Annotated in this window: 18 protein-coding genes; 9 read left to right on the top strand and 9 right to left on the bottom strand. The window is 71.7% G+C overall.

All coding sequences use genetic code 11. The annotated features are described in order from the left end of the window. The 3 genes from AC4IJH_RS19245 to AC4IJH_RS19235 form a co-directional block, all read right to left on the bottom strand. Nucleotides 1-464 (bottom strand): AAA family ATPase (locus AC4IJH_RS19245; protein WP_490852993.1); only part of this gene is annotated, 464 nt, incomplete at its 3' end. Between the two features lie 353 nt (nucleotides 465-817). Beyond that, on the bottom strand, nucleotides 818-2854 hold the full coding sequence (locus AC4IJH_RS19240; RefSeq protein ID WP_490852992.1) for a glycosyltransferase family 4 protein: 2037 nt from the start codon (nucleotides 2852-2854) through the stop codon (nucleotides 818-820). 214 nt (nucleotides 2855-3068) lie between these two features. After that, nucleotides 3069-4727, bottom strand: a complete 1659-nt coding sequence (locus AC4IJH_RS19235) for a family 20 glycosylhydrolase (RefSeq protein ID WP_490852991.1) — start codon at nucleotides 4725-4727, stop codon at nucleotides 3069-3071. Between the two features lie 303 nt (nucleotides 4728-5030). Here AC4IJH_RS19235 and AC4IJH_RS19230 point away from each other — a divergent pair, with 303 nt between their 5' ends. From AC4IJH_RS19230 to AC4IJH_RS19210, 5 genes are all read left to right on the top strand, one after another. Continuing rightward, entirely contained in the window at nucleotides 5031-5579 is a 549-nt protein-coding gene (locus AC4IJH_RS19230; protein WP_490852996.1) for a 2-oxo-4-hydroxy-4-carboxy-5-ureidoimidazoline decarboxylase, read from the top strand. Between the two features lie 180 nt (nucleotides 5580-5759). Next, on the top strand, nucleotides 5760-6140 hold the full coding sequence (gene sdhC, locus AC4IJH_RS19225) for a succinate dehydrogenase, cytochrome b556 subunit (RefSeq protein ID WP_490852990.1): 381 nt from the start codon (nucleotides 5760-5762) through the stop codon (nucleotides 6138-6140). A gap of 9 nt (nucleotides 6141-6149) precedes the next feature. Then, entirely contained in the window at nucleotides 6150-6620 is a 471-nt protein-coding gene (locus AC4IJH_RS19220) for a succinate dehydrogenase hydrophobic membrane anchor subunit (protein WP_490852989.1), read from the top strand. A 24-nt stretch (nucleotides 6621-6644) separates the two neighbouring features. Next, nucleotides 6645-8399, top strand: coding sequence for a succinate dehydrogenase flavoprotein subunit (gene sdhA / locus AC4IJH_RS19215; RefSeq protein ID WP_490852988.1), 1755 nt, complete (start codon nucleotides 6645-6647; stop codon nucleotides 8397-8399). Then, a complete protein-coding gene (locus AC4IJH_RS19210) occupies nucleotides 8399-9172 on the top strand; it encodes a succinate dehydrogenase iron-sulfur subunit (RefSeq protein ID WP_490852987.1) in 774 nt (257 codons plus the stop codon). Before sdhA ends, AC4IJH_RS19210 begins: the two co-directional genes overlap by 1 nt. On the opposite strand, the gene AC4IJH_RS19205 is transcribed toward AC4IJH_RS19210, so the two are convergent. After that, entirely contained in the window at nucleotides 9156-10031 is an 876-nt protein-coding gene (locus tag AC4IJH_RS19205; protein ID WP_490852986.1) for a hypothetical protein, read from the bottom strand. The two genes, AC4IJH_RS19210 and AC4IJH_RS19205, sit on opposite strands and share 17 nt — an antisense overlap. A 281-nt stretch (nucleotides 10032-10312) precedes the next feature. Between AC4IJH_RS19205 and AC4IJH_RS19200 the strand changes: the two genes are divergently transcribed. Then, a complete protein-coding gene (locus tag AC4IJH_RS19200) occupies nucleotides 10313-11140 on the top strand; it encodes an ATP-grasp domain-containing protein (RefSeq protein WP_490852985.1) in 828 nt (275 codons plus the stop codon). Between the two features lie 55 nt (nucleotides 11141-11195). On the opposite strand, the gene AC4IJH_RS19195 is transcribed toward AC4IJH_RS19200, so the two are convergent. Next, a complete protein-coding gene (locus tag AC4IJH_RS19195; protein WP_490852984.1) occupies nucleotides 11196-11606 on the bottom strand; it encodes a MerR family transcriptional regulator in 411 nt (136 codons plus the stop codon). Between the two features lie 59 nt (nucleotides 11607-11665). Between AC4IJH_RS19195 and AC4IJH_RS19190 the strand changes: the two genes are divergently transcribed. From AC4IJH_RS19190 to AC4IJH_RS19180, 3 genes are all read left to right on the top strand, one after another. Then, the gene (locus tag AC4IJH_RS19190; RefSeq protein WP_490852983.1) at nucleotides 11666-12484 is read left to right on the top strand and encodes an alpha/beta fold hydrolase; all 819 of its coding nucleotides are present in this window, start codon (nucleotides 11666-11668) and stop codon (nucleotides 12482-12484) included. Nucleotides 12485-12863: 379 nt separating this feature from the next. Then, entirely contained in the window at nucleotides 12864-13721 is an 858-nt protein-coding gene (locus tag AC4IJH_RS19185) for a TetR/AcrR family transcriptional regulator (protein ID WP_490852982.1), read from the top strand. Nucleotides 13722-13814: 93 nt separating this feature from the next. Further along, nucleotides 13815-15167 carry an alpha/beta hydrolase family protein gene (locus AC4IJH_RS19180; protein WP_490852981.1) on the top strand — a complete coding sequence of 451 codons (1353 nt, stop codon included), beginning with the start codon at nucleotides 13815-13817 and terminating at the stop codon, nucleotides 15165-15167. Nucleotides 15168-15318: 151 nt separating this feature from the next. Here the strand turns inward: AC4IJH_RS19180 and AC4IJH_RS19175 are convergent, their stop codons facing one another. From AC4IJH_RS19175 to AC4IJH_RS19160, 4 genes are all read right to left on the bottom strand, one after another. Then, a complete protein-coding gene (locus AC4IJH_RS19175; RefSeq protein WP_490852980.1) occupies nucleotides 15319-16875 on the bottom strand; it encodes an ABC transporter substrate-binding protein in 1557 nt (518 codons plus the stop codon). 175 nt (nucleotides 16876-17050) lie between these two features. After that, nucleotides 17051-17566: an FBP domain-containing protein gene (locus AC4IJH_RS19170; RefSeq protein WP_490852979.1), complete on the bottom strand. Its 516-nt coding sequence runs from the start codon at nucleotides 17564-17566 to the stop codon at nucleotides 17051-17053. A 70-nt stretch (nucleotides 17567-17636) separates the two neighbouring features. After that, on the bottom strand, nucleotides 17637-18833 hold the full coding sequence (locus AC4IJH_RS19165) for a S8 family serine peptidase (protein WP_490852978.1): 1197 nt from the start codon (nucleotides 18831-18833) through the stop codon (nucleotides 17637-17639). A 125-nt stretch (nucleotides 18834-18958) separates the two neighbouring features. Next, nucleotides 18959-20554: a WXG100 family type VII secretion target gene (locus tag AC4IJH_RS19160; protein WP_490852977.1), complete on the bottom strand. Its 1596-nt coding sequence runs from the start codon at nucleotides 20552-20554 to the stop codon at nucleotides 18959-18961. Nucleotides 20555-20579 lie beyond the last annotated feature (25 nt).

Here is a 20579-nt window from a genome sequence, read left to right as displayed (position 1 = left end):
CGCGGGCCCGCCCCGGCCCCGGGCCGGGGGCCGCGCTGGCGCTCGTCGTAGAGCTGCTGAAGCAGGCCCGGGATCTCGGGTGAGTGCTGAAGCAGGTACGGCAGCTCGTCGATCACCAGGAGCGGTCGCCGTGAACGTGCGACCACATCAAGGGCGTTGGACAGGACGTCACGCCAGTCGGTCAGGCGCAGACTCCCCGGCCGAAGGCCGGCGTGGGCGGCGACCGCGTCGCTGAACCGCTGGATCGCGGGCAGCCGCCCCTCCTCCCGGACCGCTGTGACGTACAGGCCACCGACCTGCTCGGACAGGGCCTGCAGAAGGTACGACTTCCCATGCCGCCGTCGCCCCGACACGATTCCGAGCCGCATCGCCGGATCCGGATCAGTGAGGAGCTCAGCGAGCAGCTCCCACTCTCGGTCCCGGTCGACCACGTCGTCCGGCTTGACCAGCAGGTTCTCCTTCACTCACCCTCCAGCACATCGACTGCGACGCTTTCTGTCTAAGTGTACTTAGACAGAAAGCGTCGCACTGGAATTTCCCCAAAACCTTGCCTGCCGGGCGCGAGGGCCGACCCGCGGCTGGACGCGTGGCCAACGCGTAGCCAACGCGTGGCCAACAGGGGGCAGGAAAAGCCAGGAACACCCAGATACAGGCTGACCCAGGCGGTAAACGAGCACCACCAGACGGACGTCAAAACGCCTGGTCAGAGGCTCTTCATGTCCCGGTTGGGCCCGGGGCGGCGGCCCCGGCCGTCTCCTTGCCCGCCGTGCGGCCGGGCACCGCCCGCGGGGCGTCGGTCAAAAGGATTTCACCAGGGTTACGTCCTGTCGTGGACCTTGACCGTCAGATCGTTGGACACGGTGAAGAACGGCCGCAGCCGGATGCCGCCGTGCAGCGCGGCCGGCCGGCTGTCCACCGCCTTGCGGTCCGCGATGTCCCCCGCGATCCGCCCGGCGCGCACCGGCTGAGCGCCCTGCCGCGGGCGCAGCCACACGTCCCACAGGTCGACGCCGCCCTCGCCGCGCCGGGTGAGCAGGTCGGGATGCGCGACGCCCGCCAGGACGGTGCCGCCGCCCGCGCCCACCTCCACGACCGGCAGGGCGAAGTCGGCCGCGGGCCGCTCCCGGCAGCGCAGCAGGAGTTCGGCGCCCGGTCCCGCGTGCGTGCCGTGCAGCGCGAGGGTCATGTCGATGCCCGTCGCGCCCGCGCGCAGCTCCTCGATCTCGGCGTGCGCGGGCCGCAGCCAGGTGCGCACGGCCAGGTATCCCTCCGAGGTGCGGTACGGGATCCAGGCGTCCACCCCGCGCTGCCGCGCGCCCAGCGGCAGCGTCAACAGCCGCTGCTGCTCGATGAGTTCCGCCCTCAGGCGGCGCCGGGTGCCGTCCTCGGCGCACTCGGCGTAGGTGTCCCAGCGGCCTTCGGGCAGGGTGCGCCCCGAGCGGATGAGGGTGGCGGTCACCCGCAGGTCGGCGCCGCGCCACGCGGGGAGCGGGACGCGGACCTCCAGGGGGTCGGGGCCGCGGCGCAGCAGCAGCAAGTGGTCGCATCCGGGGGCCAGTTCGTCCGCGTACAGCCGGACGGCGAGGCTGCCGTCGGCGTCCACCAGGCAGTGTGCGCGCGGGCCGCGGACCGTGCCGCGCGCGGGCGGTGCGGCGGGCGGTGACACGGTCCGTACGCGCCGCCGCAGCCCACCGGGCCAGGGCCTGCGGCGCACCTCGCCGATGAGCGCTTCGTAGCGGGCGGCGATGCTCTCCGGTTCGTAGCGGCGGGCCGTCTCGCGCGCCGTGGCGCCGAGGCGGGCCCGCAGCGCGGCGTCCCCGGTGATCCTCAGCAGCGCGTCGGCGTACGCGTCGATCCCGTCCGCCTCTCCGAGGGGGACCAGCAGCCCGTCCACGCCATCGGTGATGATCTCCCTGGGGCCGTACGGGCAGTCCGTGGCAACCACCGGCAGCCCGGCGTGCATGGCCTCCACGATCGTCATGCCGAAGGACTCGGCGTCCGAGGCGACGGCGGCGACCGCGCCCTTGGCCCACTCCGTCTCGATCGGCGAGACGGCACCCATCAGCAACACCCGCCCGGCGAGCCCCAGTTCGTCGATCTGCCGGCGCAGCGCCGCCTTGGCCGGGCCCCTTCCGTAGATGCGCAGGCGCCACTCGGGCCGCTCGGCGGCGACCTTGGCGAACGCGGCCAGCAGCCGGTCGTAGCGCTTGACGGCCACCAGCCGCCCGGCCGCCACGATCGTGGCCGAGGCGCCGGTGGCGGGCTCGGCGACGGGGGCGGGCACGGCGTTGGGGATGCACCGGATACGGGCCGCCGCGCCCGGCAGCGCCTGGCGGTAGTGGAGCGCGTCCGCCTCGGAGACGGTGACGAAGGCGTCCAGCGCGGCGATCGAGGGGTCCATCACCGCGTGGAAGGCGGGGGTGTGCGCCTCGTGGGTGAGGTGTTCCTGGCCGAGCCGCAGATAGCGGCCGCGGTGCCCGTAGGCCGCCAGGTAGCCGATCAGCTTGGGCCGGGTGGCGATCACCACGTCCGCGTCCGTACGGGCCAGGAAGGTGCCCACCCGCTCGTCGGTGAGCGCGGTCGCGGCCAGCCGCCCGTTGTCGATCCGCTCGTCCCGGAAGATCTCGCTGGGCGTCGCCGCGCGCGCGTCCTGCTCGGCGCGGCCCTCGCGCATCTCGATCAGCGGCGTCAGCGCGATCCGCGGATCCATCGTCAACTCGGGCCGCGCGACGGGTCTGTTGACGCTGACGATTTCCACTTGGTGCCGGTCCGCGAGGGCGGTGGCGAGGTTGAGGGTCGAGCGGATGGTCCCGCCGATCCCGTACGCGTTGTGAATCAGGAATACGACCTTCAACTGCCCGCCTCACCGCTCGACCGCCTGCCGCCCCGCCTCGCCCGCCCTCCTGATTCGGGCGGGCGGGCGGCCGGACGCACGGTTAACGCGCGGCACGGGCGAAGGACTCTTCCCCGGCGCGAGAACCACTCACCTACCGTTCAACTGGGCTTTACCGCAGAGAAGTTGATGTGACCGATGGCCCCGGCCTCACCCACCGGGGGGCCGCTCCGGCTCACCGTCCGCGGCCGGCCTCCACCCGGCCGGCCAGCGCCGAGAACTCCCGCCACGACAGCGCGGGCGGCCGCGGGTCCCAGGTCTTCTGCGCCAGCGCCCGCAGCGGCATCCGGATGCCGTCGGCGACCTGCTGCGCCGTACGGGCGGCCGGGACGTCGCACCAGACCGCGAACCGCGCGCCGGGCACCCGCTCGGGGCCGGACAGCTCCTTGGGCACGGGCTCGGTGCCGCGCAGCACCGCCGGGGTCCACTCCTTGTAGATGCGCTCACCGGTGGGGTAGCGGAAGGCGTTGGGCTCGCCGAGCACGTAGTAGAGGTACTCGTCGTTGAGGTTGACCACCGTGCGGCCCTCGCGCAGATACTCCTCCGGCGCCCGCGCCCCGATCTCCTTGCCCGTCCAGTAGGCCACCGTACGGTCCCGGTCGGGGGCGGCCACCCCGCCGCGGAAGTAGCCGTCGTTCCAGGCCTCGATCTCGCGCACCCCGGCCGCGCGCAGGGTCTTGGCCCGGTCGTTGAGCCAGCCCGTGGCCAGGTCCTGGACGCGGCCCTCGGCCCCGTACCGCTCCTGGGCGGCGCGGGCGAGGCGGGGGTAGGCGGCCTCGGGGTCGCGGGCCATCAGAGCGCGGTACTCGTCGCCGCCCAGGTGCCAGCGCTCCTTGGGGAACAGCTCGGCGTACTCGCGCAGCAGCTCGTCCACGATCTCCGCGGCCCGGGGCTGGGCGATGTCGATGGCGCCGCGGGCGGGCGCCCCCTGGTCGCCGCGCAGCTGGAGCCAGGGGTGGGCGCGCAGTACGGCGCCCAGGTGCCCCGGCGAGTCGAGCTCCGGGATGACGGTGATGTGCAGGCTCCGGGCCAGCCGCAGCAGCCGCCGCACCTCCTCCTTGGTCAGGTGGTCCTTGGAGACGATCTCGGGGTGGCTCGCGCTCTCGATGCGGAAGGCCTGGTCGTCGGAGAAGTGCAGCTGGAGCTGGTTGAGCTTGAGGTCGGCGCTCTCGCGGATCCGCGCCTCGATCCACTCGGCGGTGAAGTGCTTGCGGGCGGTGTCCACCGACAGGCCGCGCTGGGCGCGGTCGGGCCGGTCCTGGACGGTGCCCTCGGGGACGCCGCCGGCGGCGCGTACGGACTGCACGACGGTGCGGGTGCCGTAGAAGAGGCCCGCGTCGGTGGGGGCGGTCAGGGTCAGGCGGGTGCCGCGGGCGGTGAGGGTGTAGGCCTCCTCGGCGGTGGTGCGGGCGGGGGCGTTGTCCGGGCGCCCCGGCGCGCCGGTCAGCCGCAGCTCGATGTCGCCGGGGCGCACCGGCGCCCGGCCCCAGGCCACCGGCATCCCGCCCAGCTCCCGGGCCAGCAGCCGGGCCTCGTCGGCGATGGCGGAGTCCTTGCCCGCGGGTACGACGATGCGGGCGGCCGGTCCCGGGCGCCAGCCCCGCCCCTGTTCCGGGCGGACGTCGCGTACGGCCGGGATGGTGCGCAGCGGCCCGGCCACCGGGGACCAGCTGGGGGTGGGTGCCGCCGGGGCGGAGGCGGGCGACTTGTCGTCACCGCCGGGGTCGCGGGGACCGGATGCGCTCTCGCAGCCTGTCAAGGCCAGGGCAGAGGTCAGGGTCAGGCCCGTCAGGGCCACCCGGGCCGCCGCCGTTCCCGTCGTACGGTTCCTCATCTACGCAAACCTCCCTTTCCGGGTGAAGGTATTGCCAGGCGTGGAGCATCCCCGTCCACTACGCGCGCGAAAGCTCTCTCATCCGGGTGAAATTCGCGCACCGGTCGGACAATCACTGTTCGCCGTCGTTAGCGTGACGAACCAATTCGCCACCCCATTCGCCACCCCCGCCACCCCCTTCGCCTCCCTCCACCCCTTTCGCAGAGTCAGCTCCCGTGAGCTCGCGTCACTGACGTGAGCGTCCGCTTCTGTCCTGAGGAGTCCACGCTGTCCAGCGAGATCCCGGCCGCCCGCCCGACGACGCTGCACGCCCCGGCCTCTTACCGGCCCGCTCTACCTTTCCAGAGCCGTATCGCGCAGCCGAGTACGTCCGCAGACGGTCTGCACCGTTTCAACCACGCGGATCCCGGCGCCGCCGAGGCGGCCCTGCTGGCCTGCTGCGGCAGCCGCCGCTGGGCCCGCCGGATCGCCGAGCACCGCCCCTACCCGGACCTGGAGTCACTGCTGGCCGCCGCGGACGAGGCGTGCTACGACCTCTCCCCCGCCGAGCTGGACGAGGCGCTGGCCGAGGAGTCCGTCTCCCCGCAGCCGCTGGTCGGCGCCCGTGGTCCCGGCACGCTCGCCGCGCACACCGCCCTGCGCGCGGCACACGCCGAGTACGAGCGCCGTTTCCGGCACGTCTTCGTGATCTGCCTGGACGGGTTCGAGGACGCCGAGCTGCTGGGCCACGTCCTGGGCGCGATCCGGCACCGGCTGGGCAACGCGCCGGACGAGGAGCGCGCCGTCGCCGCCGACGAGCTGCGCCGCATCACCCGCAGCCGGCTCACCCACCTTGCCGCGTACCGCCCGTAATCTCCCTATTCGCTCCTGTGCGATAGCCCGTCCGTGCCTGTTTGATCACACCTAAGGACCCCGGCGGGAGGAACCGACAGTCCGTCGCTACGATGGCCGGGGCCGGTGGACCGTACCCGGCCGGGCCAGACCGACAGAGAAGCCGGCAGGCCCCAATCCCCGCTCCCGGAGGGTTTTTCCGTGCCGGCTGGAACGCTGTACCGCGGCCGGGAAGGCATGTGGTCCTGGGTGGCTCATCGAGTCACCGGCGTCCTCATTTTCTTCTTCCTGTTCGTTCACGTACTGGACACCGCACTCGTCCGCGTATCGCCCGAGGCGTACGACGACACGATCGCGATCTACAAGACGCCCGTCGTCAATGTGCTGGAGTACGGCCTCGTCGCCGCCATTCTCTTTCACGCGCTCAACGGCCTTCGCGTAGTGGCTGTGGACTTCTGGGCCAAGGGCCCGAAGTACCAAAAGCAGCTGCTGTGGACCGTCGTCGGTATCTGGCTGGTCCTGATGGCCGGTGCCTTCTACCCCGTGCTGCAGCACACGCTGCGCACGCTGTTCGGGAGCTGATGAAGCGCGATGTCTGCCGAGACGACTCCTGCCACGGAGGAATCCGTGTCGCTGTACGACGTGGACAACCCGGCTCCGGTGATCGAGCCGCCCCGCAAGCGTACGAAGAAGACCCCCAAGGCCACCCGTACCAACTTCGAGCTGTACGGCTGGCTGTTCATGCGCCTGTCCGGCGTCGTGCTGGTCGTTCTGGTCCTGGGCCATCTGCTGATCCAGCTCGTCCTGGACGGCGGCGTGAGCAAGATCGGCTTCGCCTTCGTGGCGGGCCGCTGGGCGAACCCCTTCTGGCAGATCTGGGATCTGACCATGCTGTGGCTCGCCATGCTGCACGGCGCCAACGGCCTGCGCACCGTCATCAACGACTACGCGCAGCGGGACAAGACCCGCTTCTGGCTGAAGATGCTGCTGTACGTCGCGACGACGTTCACCGTCCTTCTGGGCACGCTGGTGATCTTCACCTTCGACCCGAACTTCCGCTAGGCACGGGGCTGAGGTAATCCACTCATGAAGATCCACAAGTACGACACCGTCATCGTCGGCGCCGGTGGCGCGGGCATGCGCGCGGCCATCGAGTCCACCAAGCGCAGCCGTACCGCGGTCCTGACGAAGCTGTACCCCACCCGCTCCCACACCGGCGCGGCACAGGGCGGCATGGCCGCCGCCCTCGCCAACGTCGAGGAGGACAACTGGGAGTGGCACACCTTCGACACGATCAAGGGCGGCGACTACCTGGTCGACCAGGACGCCGCCGAGATCCTGGCGAAGGAGGCCATCGACTCGGTCCTGGACCTGGAGAAGATGGGCCTGCCGTTCAACCGGACGCCGGACGGCACCATCGACCAGCGCCGCTTCGGCGGTCACTCCCGTAACCACGGTGAGGCCCCGGTCCGCCGGTCCTGCTACGCCTCGGACCGCACCGGCCACATGATCCTGCAGACGCTGTACCAGAACTGCGTCAAGGAGGGCGTGGAGTTCTTCAACGAGTTCTACGTCCTGGACCTGCTGCTGCAGGAGGTCGACGGGGTCAAGAAGTCCGCGGGCGTCGTCGCCTACGAACTGGCCACCGGCGAGATCCACGTCTTCCAGGCGAAGGCGATCATCTTCGCCTCCGGCGGCACCGGCAAGTTCTTCAAGGTGACCTCCAACGCGCACACCCTCACCGGTGACGGCCAGGCTGCCGCGTACCGCCGTGGACTGCCGCTGGAGGACATGGAGTTCTTCCAGTTCCACCCGACCGGCATCTGGCGCATGGGCATCCTGCTGACCGAGGGTGCGCGCGGCGAGGGCGGCATCCTTCGCAACAAGGACGGCGAGCGCTTCATGGAGAAGTACGCGCCCGTCATGAAGGACCTCGCCTCGCGTGACGTCGTCTCGCGCTCGATCTACACCGAGATCCGCGAGGGCCGCGGCTGCGGTCCCGACGGCGACCACGTCTACCTGGACCTGACCCACCTGCCGCCGGAGCAGCTGGACGCCAAGCTCCCGGACATCACCGAGTTCGCGCGTACCTACCTGGGCATCGAGCCCTACACGGACCCGATCCCGATCCAGCCCACCGCGCACTACGCGATGGGCGGCATCCCGACCAACGTCGAGGGTGAGGTCCTGGCGGACAACACCACCGTCGTGCCGGGTCTGTACGCGGCCGGCGAGGTCGCCTGTGTCTCCGTGCACGGCGCCAACCGCCTGGGCACCAACTCGCTGCTGGACATCAACGTCTTCGGGCGCCGGGCCGGCATCGCGGCGGCGGAGTACTCCGCGACCGCCGACTACGTCGAGCTGCCCGAGGACCCGGCCTCGCTGGTCGTCGAGCAGGTCGAGCGGCTGCGCTCCTCCACCGGCAACGAGCGGGTGGCCGAGCTGCGCAAGGAGCTGCAGGAGACCATGGACGCCAACGTCATGGTCTTCCGCACCGAGCAGACCATCAAGAGCGCGGTCGAGAAGATCGCCGAGCTGCGCGAGCGCTACAAGAACGTGTCCATCCAGGACAAGGGCAAGCGCTTCAACACCGACCTGCTGGAGGCCATCGAGCTGGGCAACCTGCTCGACCTGGCCGAGGTCATGGCGGTCTCCGCGCTGGCCCGCAAGGAGTCCCGCGGCGGTCACTACCGCGAGGACTACCCCAACCGCGACGACGTCAACTTCATGCGGCACACCATGGCGTACCGCGAGGTGGGCGCAGACGGCACCGAGTCGATCCGCCTCGACTACAAGCCGGTCGTGCAGACCCGCTACCAGCCGATGGAGCGTAAGTACTGATGAGCACCCCGACCATGGAGAAGCACTCCGCGGCGCTGGACGCGGCCGAGGCCGGCGCTTCCCACACGATCACCGTCACCTTCCGGATCCGCCGGTTCAACCCGGAGGTCTCCGAGGACGCCAGCTGGCAGGACTTCCAGCTGGAGATCGACCCCAAGGAGCGCGTCCTGGACGCCCTCCACAAGATCAAGTGGGACCAGGACGGCACGCTGACCTTCCGGCGCTCCTGCGCGCACGGCATCTGCGGCTCGGACGCCATGCGCATCAACGGCCGCAACCGCCTGGCCTGCAAGACGCTGATCAAGGACATCAACCCGGACAAGCCCATCACGGTCGAGGCCATCAAGGGCCTGACGGTCCTCAAGGACCTGGTCGTGGACATGGAGCCGTTCTTCCAGGCCTACCGCGACGTCATGCCGTTCCTGATCACCAAGGGGAACGAGCCGACCCGCGAGCGGCTGCAGTCCGCCGAGGACCGCGAGCGCTTCGACGACACCACCAAGTGCATCCTGTGCGCCGCGTGCACCACCTCGTGCCCGGTGTTCTGGAACGACGGCCAGTACTTCGGCCCGGCGGCGATCGTCAACGCGCACCGCTTCATCTTCGACTCGCGCGACGAGGCCGGTGAGCAGCGCCTGGAGATCCTGAACGACAAGGACGGCGTCTGGCGCTGCCGTACGACCTTCAACTGCACGGACGCCTGCCCGCGCGGTATCGAGGTCACCAAGGCGATCCAGGAGGTGAAGCGGGCGCTGATCACGCGCCGCTTCTGAGTCCGGTGCGTACGCGGCCCATGCGGCGTACGCCCTGAAGGGCCCCGGTTCCGTACGTACGGAACCGGGGCCCTTCGTCGTCCCGCGCCTCGGACCCGGTGGCCGCGTCACGGACCTCCTCCGTGCCGAAGCCGGCCGCGGGGTAGACCAGGACCGGCGGCAGACGGACATCGGCGAGCGCTATCGGGGCGCGGCAGAAGTAGGACGGGACCAGGGTCAACCCCCGTCCCTCCAGGCGCAGTTCGCGCTCCAGCGGGTAGGACACCTCCAGCCAGGGCGGGCGCCAGCGCATGACGGGGCCGAACGAGCGCAGCAGCGCCTCGGCGCCGCCGGAGCGCAGCGCGTGCAGCCGCAGCGCGCGGTCGTGCTCGGCGCAGCGGCCGACCGAGGGCCAGCTGGGGCCGATCACGGTGTGGTGGTAGGTGCGCAGACAGCGGGCGAGGGCGCGCAGGGCGGCCGGTTCACCGTCGGCTATGGAGCGCGCCCAAGGCGGCAGGGTGTTCTTCCGTGCCAGCAGGGCGAGTTCGGTGCGCAGCCGGTGGCGGGGCGTGGCCATGAGGGCCTCCAGGCCGGGCTCCACACCGGCCGAACCGGCGGGCGGGGTGAGGAAGTCGGGGAAGTAGCCGCGGGGCGGGACCAGCGCGAGCAGGACGCGCAGCGGCCCGGCGGCCTGGCGTACGGCGCGGTCCCGCCAGCCGTCGGGGCCCGGCCGCCGCGCCCACAGGGGTTGTTCCGGTCCGCCGCGGGCCTCGCGCAGCCGGTGCAGGCTCAGGGCGGTCTCCCACAGCGGGTCGGCGCTGCCGGCGATTCTCGTGGCCGCCAGATCTCCCGCGGCAAAGTGCACTCGCAGCACGTCCACCCCACAACTGTCTTCCGTACACCGCTCCCCCGAACGGCGACGCAGACGAGGATCCGACTCACGAGTCGGTTTGGGCAACCGTGGCGCGCGGTGCGGACAGGAAGGACACAAACGGAAGGGGTGGGTCCGGGGGTGGGGCGGACGCGTCCGGTGGAGCCGGGGCGAAGGCCGGTGGCGGGGTGGACGCGGTCGGCGGCGGGCGGCCGTGTACGTTGACCGAAAGTCAATTCTTTGGCCATGGGTCAGCTCACGGCACGGAAAACCAGCGAGGAAGTCCAGCAATGCGCTCCGCCCAACCCCGCGTCCTGTACGTCACCGACCTGGCCTACCAGGCCCGCGGACGCCGGTACTGCGACGAGGACATCTTCCTGGCCTCCCGCCTGCGCGAGGACTTCGGCCTCGCGCTGTGCCACCCGCTGGACGCGGCCGCGCTGATGGACGCCTTCGACGCGGTCGTGGTCCGCAACAGCGGCCCGGTACTGAACTACCAGGCCGGTCACGACGCCTTCCGCGCCCGCGCGCTGCGGGACGGCGTACGCGTCTACAACCAGCTGACCGGCCGCGCCGACATGGCGGGCAAGCGCTACCTGCTGGACCTGAGCGCGGCCGGATACCCCGTCATCCCGACCGTTGAGCGCCGCGCCGACCTCGGCCGCCTCCCGGACGCGGCCGAGTACGTCGTCAAGCCGCAGCTGGGCGCGGACTCCATAGGCCTGGAATTCGTCCCGCGCGAGCGGCTGGAGAGCCTCTCCTACGACGGCGTCCTGGTCCAGCCGCGCATCGACTTCCGCTACGAGGTCTCCTTCTACTTCGTCGACCACGCCTTCCAGTACGCGCTGCACGCGCCGCGACCCGACCAGCGGTGGGTCCTTGAGCCGTACGAACCCACCGCCGCCGACCTGGAGTTCGCCCAGCGCTTCATCGACTGGAACACCGTCGAGCACGGCATCCAGCGGGTGGACGCCTGCCGCGCGCCCGGCGGTGAACTCCTCCTGGTCGAGCTGGAGGACCTCAATCCGTATCTGTCGCTGGACCTTCTCGCGCCGCCGGTCCGCGAGGGGTTCGTGACGAGCTTCAAGGCGGCGCTGCACCGGCTGCTGGAGTCCTGAGCCCGGACCGCCGCACCGGCTGCCGGAGCCCTGAGCCCGGCCCCTCCCGGCCTCGTCAGCCCGCCCGCAGCGCCATCGCCGCGAGCGCCGCGTCCTGGTCCCGGCGCTCCCGCATGAGCTGCGCATAGGCGCCCAGCGCCGCCCTGCGCTGCTTCAACTCGGCTATTTCCGCGTCCAGTTGAGACATCTGACGCTCAATCACTCCGCACGAGAAGGCGCACGGAGTCAGGCCGGGGCCGCCCTGGGCGCAGGGCAGCAGGCCGCGGATGTCCTCGGTGCTCAGGCCGGTGGCCAGCAGGTCGCGGATGCGGCCGACAATCTCGACGGCCTCGGGGTCGTAGCGGCGGTAGCCGTTCGCGTCCCGCCGTGCGGACAGCAGCCCCTGCTGCTCGTAGTAGCGCAGCGAGCGCGTACTGACTCCGGTACGCCGCGCCAGTTCACCGATCAGCACCGCTTGCCCCGCCACTCCGCGCCTCCCGACTGCATTTGACCTTCACACTGGTGTCAGGGGTCAACCTGATGCGCATGACACAGATTCCCGCAGCACCCCAGTCGTCCCTTTCGCCCCTCCCGCCCCTGTCCACCCGGGTCACCGGCTCCGGCCCCGGCGTCCTGCTCGCGCACGGCGCGACCGGCAGCATCGACGACAACTACAGCGGCCTGATCCCGCTGCTGGCCGCCTCCGGCCACACCGTCGTCGCGCCCGACTACCCGGGCTCGGGCCACACCCCGCGGGCCGCGGTGCCGCTGACGCTGGACGACCTGGCGGACGCGCTGGTCGACCAGGCGGACCGGGCCGGCCTGGAGACCTTCACCGTCATCGGCTACTCCGTGGGGACGGGCGTGTCCGTACGGCTCGCCGCGCGCTACCCGGAGCGGGTGCGCGGCCTCGTCCTGACCGCGGGGCTGGCCCGGCCCGACCACCGGATCGGGATCTGGCTGGACCTGTGGCTGGACCACCTCGCGCGCGGCGACTACGCCGGTTTCGCCCGGCTGCGCGCGCTCAGCGGCTTCTCGCCCGAGTTCCTGGAGCGCAGCTCGCAGGAGGAACTGGCCCGGATACTCGACCCGGACCCGTCGCTGCCGCCGCGCGGGTCCGCGGAGCAGGCCGCGCTCGTCAAGACGGTGGACACCGTCGAGGACCTGCCCGGCATCGCGGTCCCGACGCTGGTCATCGCCACGACGCAGGACCAGCTCGTGCACCCGTCCAACTCCCACTTCCTGGCGGAGCGCATCCCCGGCGCCGCGTACGCCGAGATCGAGGCCGGGCACGTACCGATGGTCGAGCGCCCGCGGGAGTGGCACGCCCTCATCGAGGGGTTTCTGGCGGAGCGGGGGCTGTAGGTCGCCGGTCGGGGGGAGGTCGACGGTCGGGGGAGGCCGACGGTCGGGGAGGCCGACGGTCGGGGAGGCCGACGGTCGGGGAGGCCGACGGTCGGGGAGGCCGACGGTCGGGGAGGTCGCCGGTCGACAGGTAGGGCACTGGCCGGCAGGGAGGGCGCCGACGACTGCTGCCTTGAACGTGTTCAAAAGAAGGTCTACAGTCCAGGGCGCACCAACTTTCTGAACACGTTCAGGGAGGCGGGTCCCCTTGGACACGTCCAGGGGGACGGGGCACGGCACCACGCCCGCGACGGGGGTGTGAGCGAGGTGCCCGCCACGACCGTGGACCGGGGCGGTCGTGGCGTGCGGGGGGTGCGGGGCGGGGGATTAGGGTCGGGGCGTGGACGAAGCAACGACGGACGCGGTGAGCCCGCAGAAGAAGACGCAGGCCGGGGGCCGGGGCAAGGCTCCGGCCCGGGGGGCCGCCGGGGCCGGTGCCGGGGCCTCGGGCGGTACGGGCAGCGCCAAGAGCGAGCAGACGCGGACGCTGATCCTCCAGACCGCACTGCGGCTCTTCCAGGAACGCGGTTACGACAAGACCACCATGCGGGCCATCGCCCAGGAGGCCGGGGTCTCGGTCGGCAACGCCTACTACTATTTCGCCTCGAAAGAGCACTTGGTGCAGGGCTTCTACGACCGGATCGCCGAGGAGCACGCGGCGGCGGTGCGGGACGTCCTGGCCACGGAGACAGACCTGGCGGGACGGATCCGCGGCGTACTGCTGGCCTGGCTCGACATCGCCGCGCCGTACCACGAGTTCGCCGGGCAGTTCTTCAAGAACGCCGCCGATCCCGACAGCCCGCTCAGTCCCTTCTCCGAGGAGTCCAGCGGGCCGCGCGAGGCGGCCGTCTCCATCCAGCGGCAGGTCCTGGCCGGATCGGACACCAAGGCCGACCCCGAACTCGCCGAGCAGTTGCCGCAGTTGCTGTGGCTGCAGCAGATGGGCCTGGTGCTGTACTGGGTCTACGACCGCTCCGAGGGCTGCGAGCGCAGCCGCCGCCTGGTGGAGCGCACCGCGCCGCTGGTCGCGCGGGCGGTCTCGGCCTCCCGCTTTCGGGTACTGCGGCCGCTGGTGCGCGAAGTGACCGATGTGATGGGCGAGTTCATGTTCCCAGCGGCGGCCGGGGTGGCGGGCGCCGCCAAGGCCAGGGGCGGGAAGCGGGCGGCCCGGAAGGCAGGCGGGAGCGCGCGCCCCTGAGGGGCGCTCCGGGGATCTCCCGCAGAAACCTCGGGGGCGGGATGCGGACTTCCCCGATACCGGTGGGTCGCCGGCGCTCGGTACCGTCCGATCATGAACCAGCGAACTCGACGCCGCAGCAGGGCTGTTGCCCTCACCGCCGCCCTCGCCTCCGTCCTCGCACTGACACTGCCGGTCGCTGCGGCCACCGCGACCGCCATGGCGGGTACGGCTGCCGCGGCCCCCGTACTCGCCGCCTCCCCTGCGCTCGCCGGCACCCCCGTACTCGCCGCCTCCCCCGTACTCGCCGCCTCCCCTGCGCTCGCCGGCACCCCCGCCCTCGCCGTCCGTGACGGCACCACCGCCGCCGAAGGCGCCTCCCCCGCCGCCAGGGCGCAGATCCAACTGCCCCGGCCCACCGGCCCGTACGCCGTCGGACGCGACACCCTGCCACTGACCGACACGAGCCGTGCGGACCCGTGGGTGCCCTCCGCGGGCGGCAGACAGCTGATGGTGTCGATGTTCTACCCGGCGCGTCCCGGCACCGGCGCCCCCGCCACGTACATGTCCACGCACGAGGCCCGGCTGCTGCTGGAGAGCATGCGGCTCGCCGATGCCTTCCCTCCCGAAGCCCTCGGCGCCAGCCGCCTGAACGCCCGCAGTGGCGCCCGTCCCGTCGGCGGCGAGCACCCGCTGGTGCTCCTCTCCCCCGGCTTCTCGCTGCCCAGAGCCACCCTCACGGTCCTCGCCGAGGAACTGGCCGGCCGCGGCCACGTCGTGGCCCTGGTCGACCACGCCTACGAGGCGTTCGGCGCGACCTTCCCCGGCGGGCGCACGCTGGACTGTGTCGCGTGCGAGAAGTCCAAGGAGGCGACGACGAAGGAGGAGAAGAGGGCGTTCTACGCCGCGGTCGCCCATGGACGGGCCAAGGACGTCTCCTTCGTCCTCGACCGCCTCACCGGTCCCCGGCCCGCCTGGAAGCACGCCGCTGTGGTGGACCGGCACCGCATCGGCATGGCCGGGCACTCCATCGGCGGGAACAGCGCCGTCACCGCCATGGAGCGGGACGGCCGTATCCGGGCCGGGGCGAATCTGGACGGCACCTTCTCCGCCCCCGTCCCCGCGTCGGGGCTCGGCGGGCGCCCGTTCCTGATGCTCGGCACCGAAAAGACCCACAGCCCCGGGCCCGTGGACGATTCCTGGAACGCCGCCTGGCGGCATCTGGACGGCTGGAAGCGCTGGCTGACCGTCGCGGGATCCGGCCATTTCTCCTTCAACGACATCACCGTCCTCGGCGCGCAGGTGGGCGTGGGCGACCCCAAGGCGACGCTGCCGGGCCACCGCGGCGGAGAGATCACCCGCGCCTACGTCACGGCCTTCTTCGACCGCCATCTGCGGGGCATACCGCAGCCCCTGCTCGACGGTCCCTCACCGCAGAACCCGGAGGTGGCAGTCCGGATCCCGTGACGGTCCGGATCCCCTGGCCGTCCGGGCCCCGTGACCGTCCGGATCCCCTGGCCGCCCGGATCTCCTGGCCGTCCGGATCCCCCTGACCGTCCGAGTCACCGCCCCAGGGTTGTTGGAGGGGGACGTGCAGGGAACGGGCGGAGGCGCGTGCTCAGATCCTCCCCAGCTTCCACAGCCGCCAGATGCCCGTGCCGTCCGACAGATACTCCGCGCCCGACACCGCCGTCGTGGACAGCACATAGTCCTTGCGCTGCCACAGCGGCAGCAGCGGCACGTCCCGGGCGATGCGCACCTGCAGGGCGCGGAAGTCGGCGCGGGTCTCGCCGCGGTCGGTCTCACGGGCGGTGGCGCGCAGCAGCCTGTCCACGTACGGGCTGCGGTAGCCGGTGTGCAGGGTGGCGCCCGTGCCGACCAGAGGCGCGGTGAAGTTGTCGGGGTCGGGGAAGTCGGCGACCCAGCCGATGCAGTACGCGTCGTAGGCGCCGCGTGCGTACCCCTTCTGGAACTGGGTCCACTCCACCTTCCTGGTGCTCACCTCGAAGAGCCCGGTGGCCTCCAACTGCCTCTCCAGTTCCGCCGCTTCGGGACCGGAGGCCGCCCCTTGCGAGTACGCCAGGCCGAAGCGGACCGGGAGCCGCACCCCGGCCTGCCGCAGCAGCGCGCGGGCCGCGCCCGGGTCCGGCTGCGGGTGGCGGTCGAAGAAGGCGGTGCTGTGGCCGGTGATCCCCTGCGGGATGAGGGCGTACAGCGGCTCGACCGTACGGCCGTAGACGTCGCGGGAGAGCGTCGCCCGGTCCACGGTCGCGGCGACGGCGCGGCGTATCAGCGGGTCGGCCAGCGGCGAGCCGGGCCGCAGGTTGAAGACCATGGAGCGGGTGTTGGCGGCGGGGCTGACGGCGACCCGTACATCCGGGCCGCTCGACGGCTTGCCCGCCACGTCGGCGGGTGGCAACTGCCGTCCCGCTACGTCGACTTCGCGCACCCGCCAGGCGGCGCCCAGGCTCTCCGGGTCGGCGAAGTAGCGCACCGTGACCGGCTGTCCGGTGTCCTTCACCGCCCCCTGGTAGCGGGAGTTGGGCACCAGTACGGCCCGCCGTCCCGCTTCGTACGTCGTCAGCACGTACGGGCCCGAGCCGTACACCCGCCCGTCCGTGCGCAGCCGGTCCGCCCGGTACCTGGTGCGGTCCACGATCGCCCCGGCGCCCGTCGCGATCTTGAAGGGGAACGTGGCGTCGGGCGCGGCCAGTTCGAAGGTGACCCGGCGCCCCTGGGCCCGTACCGCCTTCAGTGTGTCCAGCAGCGGGGCCGGCCCCTGCGGCGAGGCGATCCGCCGGATCCGGTCGAAGGAGTACTGCACATCGCGCGCCGTGACCTCCCGGCCGTCCGCGAACCGCAGCCCCTTGCGCAGTTCACAGTGGTACGTCAGCAGCTTGTCGCCCACGAACCCGCAGCGCCTGGCGGCGTCCGGCACCGGCTGTCTGGACTCGCGCGTGAACGTCAGCAGCGACTGGTACACATTCCCGAACAGCGCCCAGGAGCCCGCGTCATAGGCCCCGGCCGGATCGAGGGAGGTCACCGAGTCCGTCGTACCGACCCGGATCGGCTCCGTCTCGCCCCCGCCCGCGGTCATCAGCCAGGCTCCGCCACCGCCGACCACGGCCACCACCGCCGCAGCGACGGCCACCCGCAGCCCCGTCCCCCACCGCATGCGCGCCCCCTCAAGGCCGGGCCACACCGGTGTCGGCGCATCCACCAGCACCCACCCCGGTACTTGTGACGCGCATCACCCAACCACAGTGGCCCCGCCCGCGCACAGCGTTCGCACACCACTCGCGCGCACCGGACGGCGCGCGACGAGTGGTCCCTCTGCCCCTGCCGCCCGCCTACTCCTCGCCCTCAAGCACCTTGGTGACAAAGGCGTCCAGGTTCGCGGACAGCCGGGCGATCTTCTCCTCCACCGGCAGCGACTCCTCGTGCCGCCCCGCCAGCTCGGACTTCTTCTTCCCGCGCACATACAGCGAGCACGCCAGGTCGGCGCAGATATACGTACCGACCGTATTTCCCTGCCGCCCCGCGACTCCGGCCCTGCGCGCGGCGAAAAGACTGACGCCGGAGCCAGGGTGTCCGGTCATACAGATCGAGCACACAGTGGTTTTCGTGAAACTCCGCCGCACTCCCTGCGGGACCCGCAGCGTAATCCCGTACAGCTGCTCTCCTTGCGCCCCCGAGGGCACCACGAGATATCCCCGGTCCGGCGCACCCGGATCCCGCCATCCCAGGAAGTCCAGGTCGTCCCAGGGCTTTTCGGCGAGCCCCACGGGAAGGCTCAGCCTGCGCGCCTCGCCCTTCGAACAGTTGACGAAGGACGCGCGTATGTCACTCTCACCCACGGCATGCATACCCGGAAGCTAACATCCCGCTTCACCCCCGTCGCCCTATTTACTTCCCGCCCGGGGCCGGGATCCCGTCTCACCCCCAGGCCTGCGGCGGCCCCGCACTCTTCCGCCGCCGCGCCGCCACCACGACCCCGGCGACAATCCCCACGACAACCAGCAGCCCGAGCGCTCCACCCCCCACCACCAGCGCAGTGTTCCCCGAGCCCGCCGACTCCCCGGCCTCCGCCCTGCCCTCGGCTCCCGGAGCCGCGGCAGCCCCCGACGCCTTCCCCGTAGGCATCGGCAACGGCCCCTCCTTGGGCCCCGCCGGAATATCCCGGGTCAACGCCCCGTACGGCTGAATGAACCCGTACCCGTAATGCGCATCGGGCACCTTCAGCCCCTTCGCCTTCTCCCCCTTCGGCAACCCGGCCGTCTTCACCAGCCTGTTGGCAATCTGCCCGGGACTGAGCTCCGGATACTTCTCCCGCAACAGCGCCACGGCAGCGGACACGTAGGCGGTGGCGGCCGATGTGCCGTCGCCGGTGGAATAGCTGGAGTCACTCTTGCCGCCGGCGAATGCGAGCTTGACTCCGGGGGCGAGAACATCGACGGTCGCGTTGTAGTTGCTGCCGTCCCAGACCTTGCCGTACTCGTCCACGGCACCGACGCCGATCACTCCGGGGCACGCTGCCGGATAGCGCGTCTCCGGCAGGGCGTCATTGCCGACGCCCGCCACCACCACTACACCTTTGTCCAGTGCGTACTGAATGGACTCGCACATATCGGGGGTGTTCTTGTCGGCCACGTACGACATGTTGATGACCCCGGCCCCGTGGTCGGCCGCATAACGGGTCGCCTCGGGCCCTGCCTTGTCGGCCACCAGCGGCAGGATCTTCACGTCGGGTGCGAGTCCCTTGATGCCCAACTTGCCGCCCGCGCCATGACCGTGCCCGGCGATGAGACCCGCCATCGCCGTACCGTGATCGCGGATGTCCTCGCCCGGCTTGGGCGCGAGAGTGCTTTTGTCGGCCGTCGCGTTGGGGAACTCCTTGCCCGGCAGGAACTTTCCGGTGAGGTCCTGATGCGTGGTCCGGAATCCGGGCTCGATGACCGCCACCGTGATGCCCTTCCCAGTGGCCTGCCGCCAGATGCTGCGTGCGTCGAACGCGTCCAGTGGCCACTGCGCGTCCCGTACCGGGTCGGCGGTGGCGACTCCGCCCGTGGTCAGGAGCAGCGCTCCGGTCAACGCGGCGCCGATGGCCGCGCGCAGAGTTCGGGTGACCCTCATGCCTTGGCTCCTCACTGCTTCCGTTCCGGGCGGGTGGGATCCGCCTCCGGAGGCGCTCCGCGCGGAGACCGCACGGAGCGCCCCTGCACGCCGGGGGTGGCCCGGCGCCTCGCTCCGACGACTCGCTACTCGATCACTCGCGGGGACACGTTACGGCGCGGGGTCCAGGTCTCCTCGTCCTCGATGAGGTAGTCGGGGCGATCCTTGGCGCCCCGCTCCTTGTCCTCCCCCCGGCCCCCTCGGCCGCCCGGTACACCGGGCATGCCGGCTGCGCGCTGCCCGGCACCGGCGGCCTGCGCTCCCCCACGGCTGCGGTGCAGTCCGGAGCCGCCCTGCTTCGCGCTGGACGCGGGTCCGCCCGGCGCGCCGACCACACCACCGCGCGTACGGGCCTGGGCACCGCTCCGCCCTGCGCCACCTCGGCTCGCGCCGCCGCCGGCTCCCGCGCCACCGCCCATGCCGCCGGGCATGCCGGGACGACCGGCGCCCGCATTCCCTGTGCCACCGGGGCCACCGGTCCGGCCACCGCTGATCCCGTTGCTGGGACCGGGGCCCGGACGTACGGTTCCGCCCGGTCCACCGGGGACTCCGGGCCTGCCAGTCGGAGGGAACCCGCCAGGTATGCCCGGCGTGACCGTGCTGCTGCCACCACCGGGACCAGGGCCGGGAGGGCCGCCGGGGCCCCCGCCCGGCCGGTCGAGCGGCCCGGTGCCCGGGCCCACCGGATTCGCGATGCCGTCCTGCAGCCCGTCGAGTCCGGTGCGGATGGGCGGAGTTGACGGCGTGAGCGGAGCGTGCGGCGCACTCGGGGTGTGCGGCGTCGACGGGACGGTCGGCTTGAGATGAACGCCGTTGGGGTCCCTCGGAACACCCGGCCCCAGCGGGGCTTTCGGCGCACCCGGCGCCACGGGAGCCGTCGGCTTGGGGCTGCTGCCACCGGGCGTGGGCATGTTCACGGGCGGGGGCGGCGTCTGCGCGCTCGGCGCGGTGGGCCAGTCCCTGGACCCACCGGGCGCAGGTCCGAGGTCGTCCAGGACGGAGCCGCTGCGCGCACGGTAGTTGGCGGCCAGTTCCTCCATGACGATGACTGCCTCGACTTGCCGCTCCTTGCTCAGCGACAGCTTGTCCCGGTTGAGCTCGAGCGCCATTCGGGCGTCCATGCCCTTGTCCGCCATGTCCTTGTGGAACTGGGTGTCGTCGCCCTTCGAGTTGAAGGCGCTCTCCAGCTTGCCCGGGTCCTCGATCTTCGACATGGCCTTCTTGGCCTCGCGCAGATTGTGCGCGACGCCGGCCTGGGGCCCCGTGGAGCGCGTTCCGATCAGCATCTGCTCCACGTTGCGCGCATGCCCGTAGGTCCGGTCGATCTTCTTGAGAACCTCTGCCGCCTCGCGGCGGAACGCGTCGGCCGCCTGGCCCCGCCAGTGCCCCGAGGCGTGGTCGACGGCGTCCATGAACGCCTTCCGGATGCCGCCTTGTCCGTCCTCGCCCGCGAGCCGGTCGGCGGACGCCCGCCAGTGGTCACCTGACGTCTCGAGGGCATCGGGATCGGCCTTCGCGATCATCGCCCGGAGAGCATCGATCCCGTGGTGGTGGAAGTCGGAATCGGAGACCTCGATGGGCTTGTAGGACTCGAACTCCTTGAGTCTCTCTTTCCGGTGCTTGGCGTCGATCTGCTTCTCGTACGCCTTGTTGCCCTCTGCGTCCATGGGCCCGCCGGCCATGAGCTTCCCCCTCTGCCGTTGTTCT

Source organism: Streptomyces sp. UF-297 (assembly GCF_058245575.1).
The sequence above is the reverse complement of the archived record's forward strand: the minus strand, read 5'-3'. Positions and strand labels throughout refer to the sequence as shown.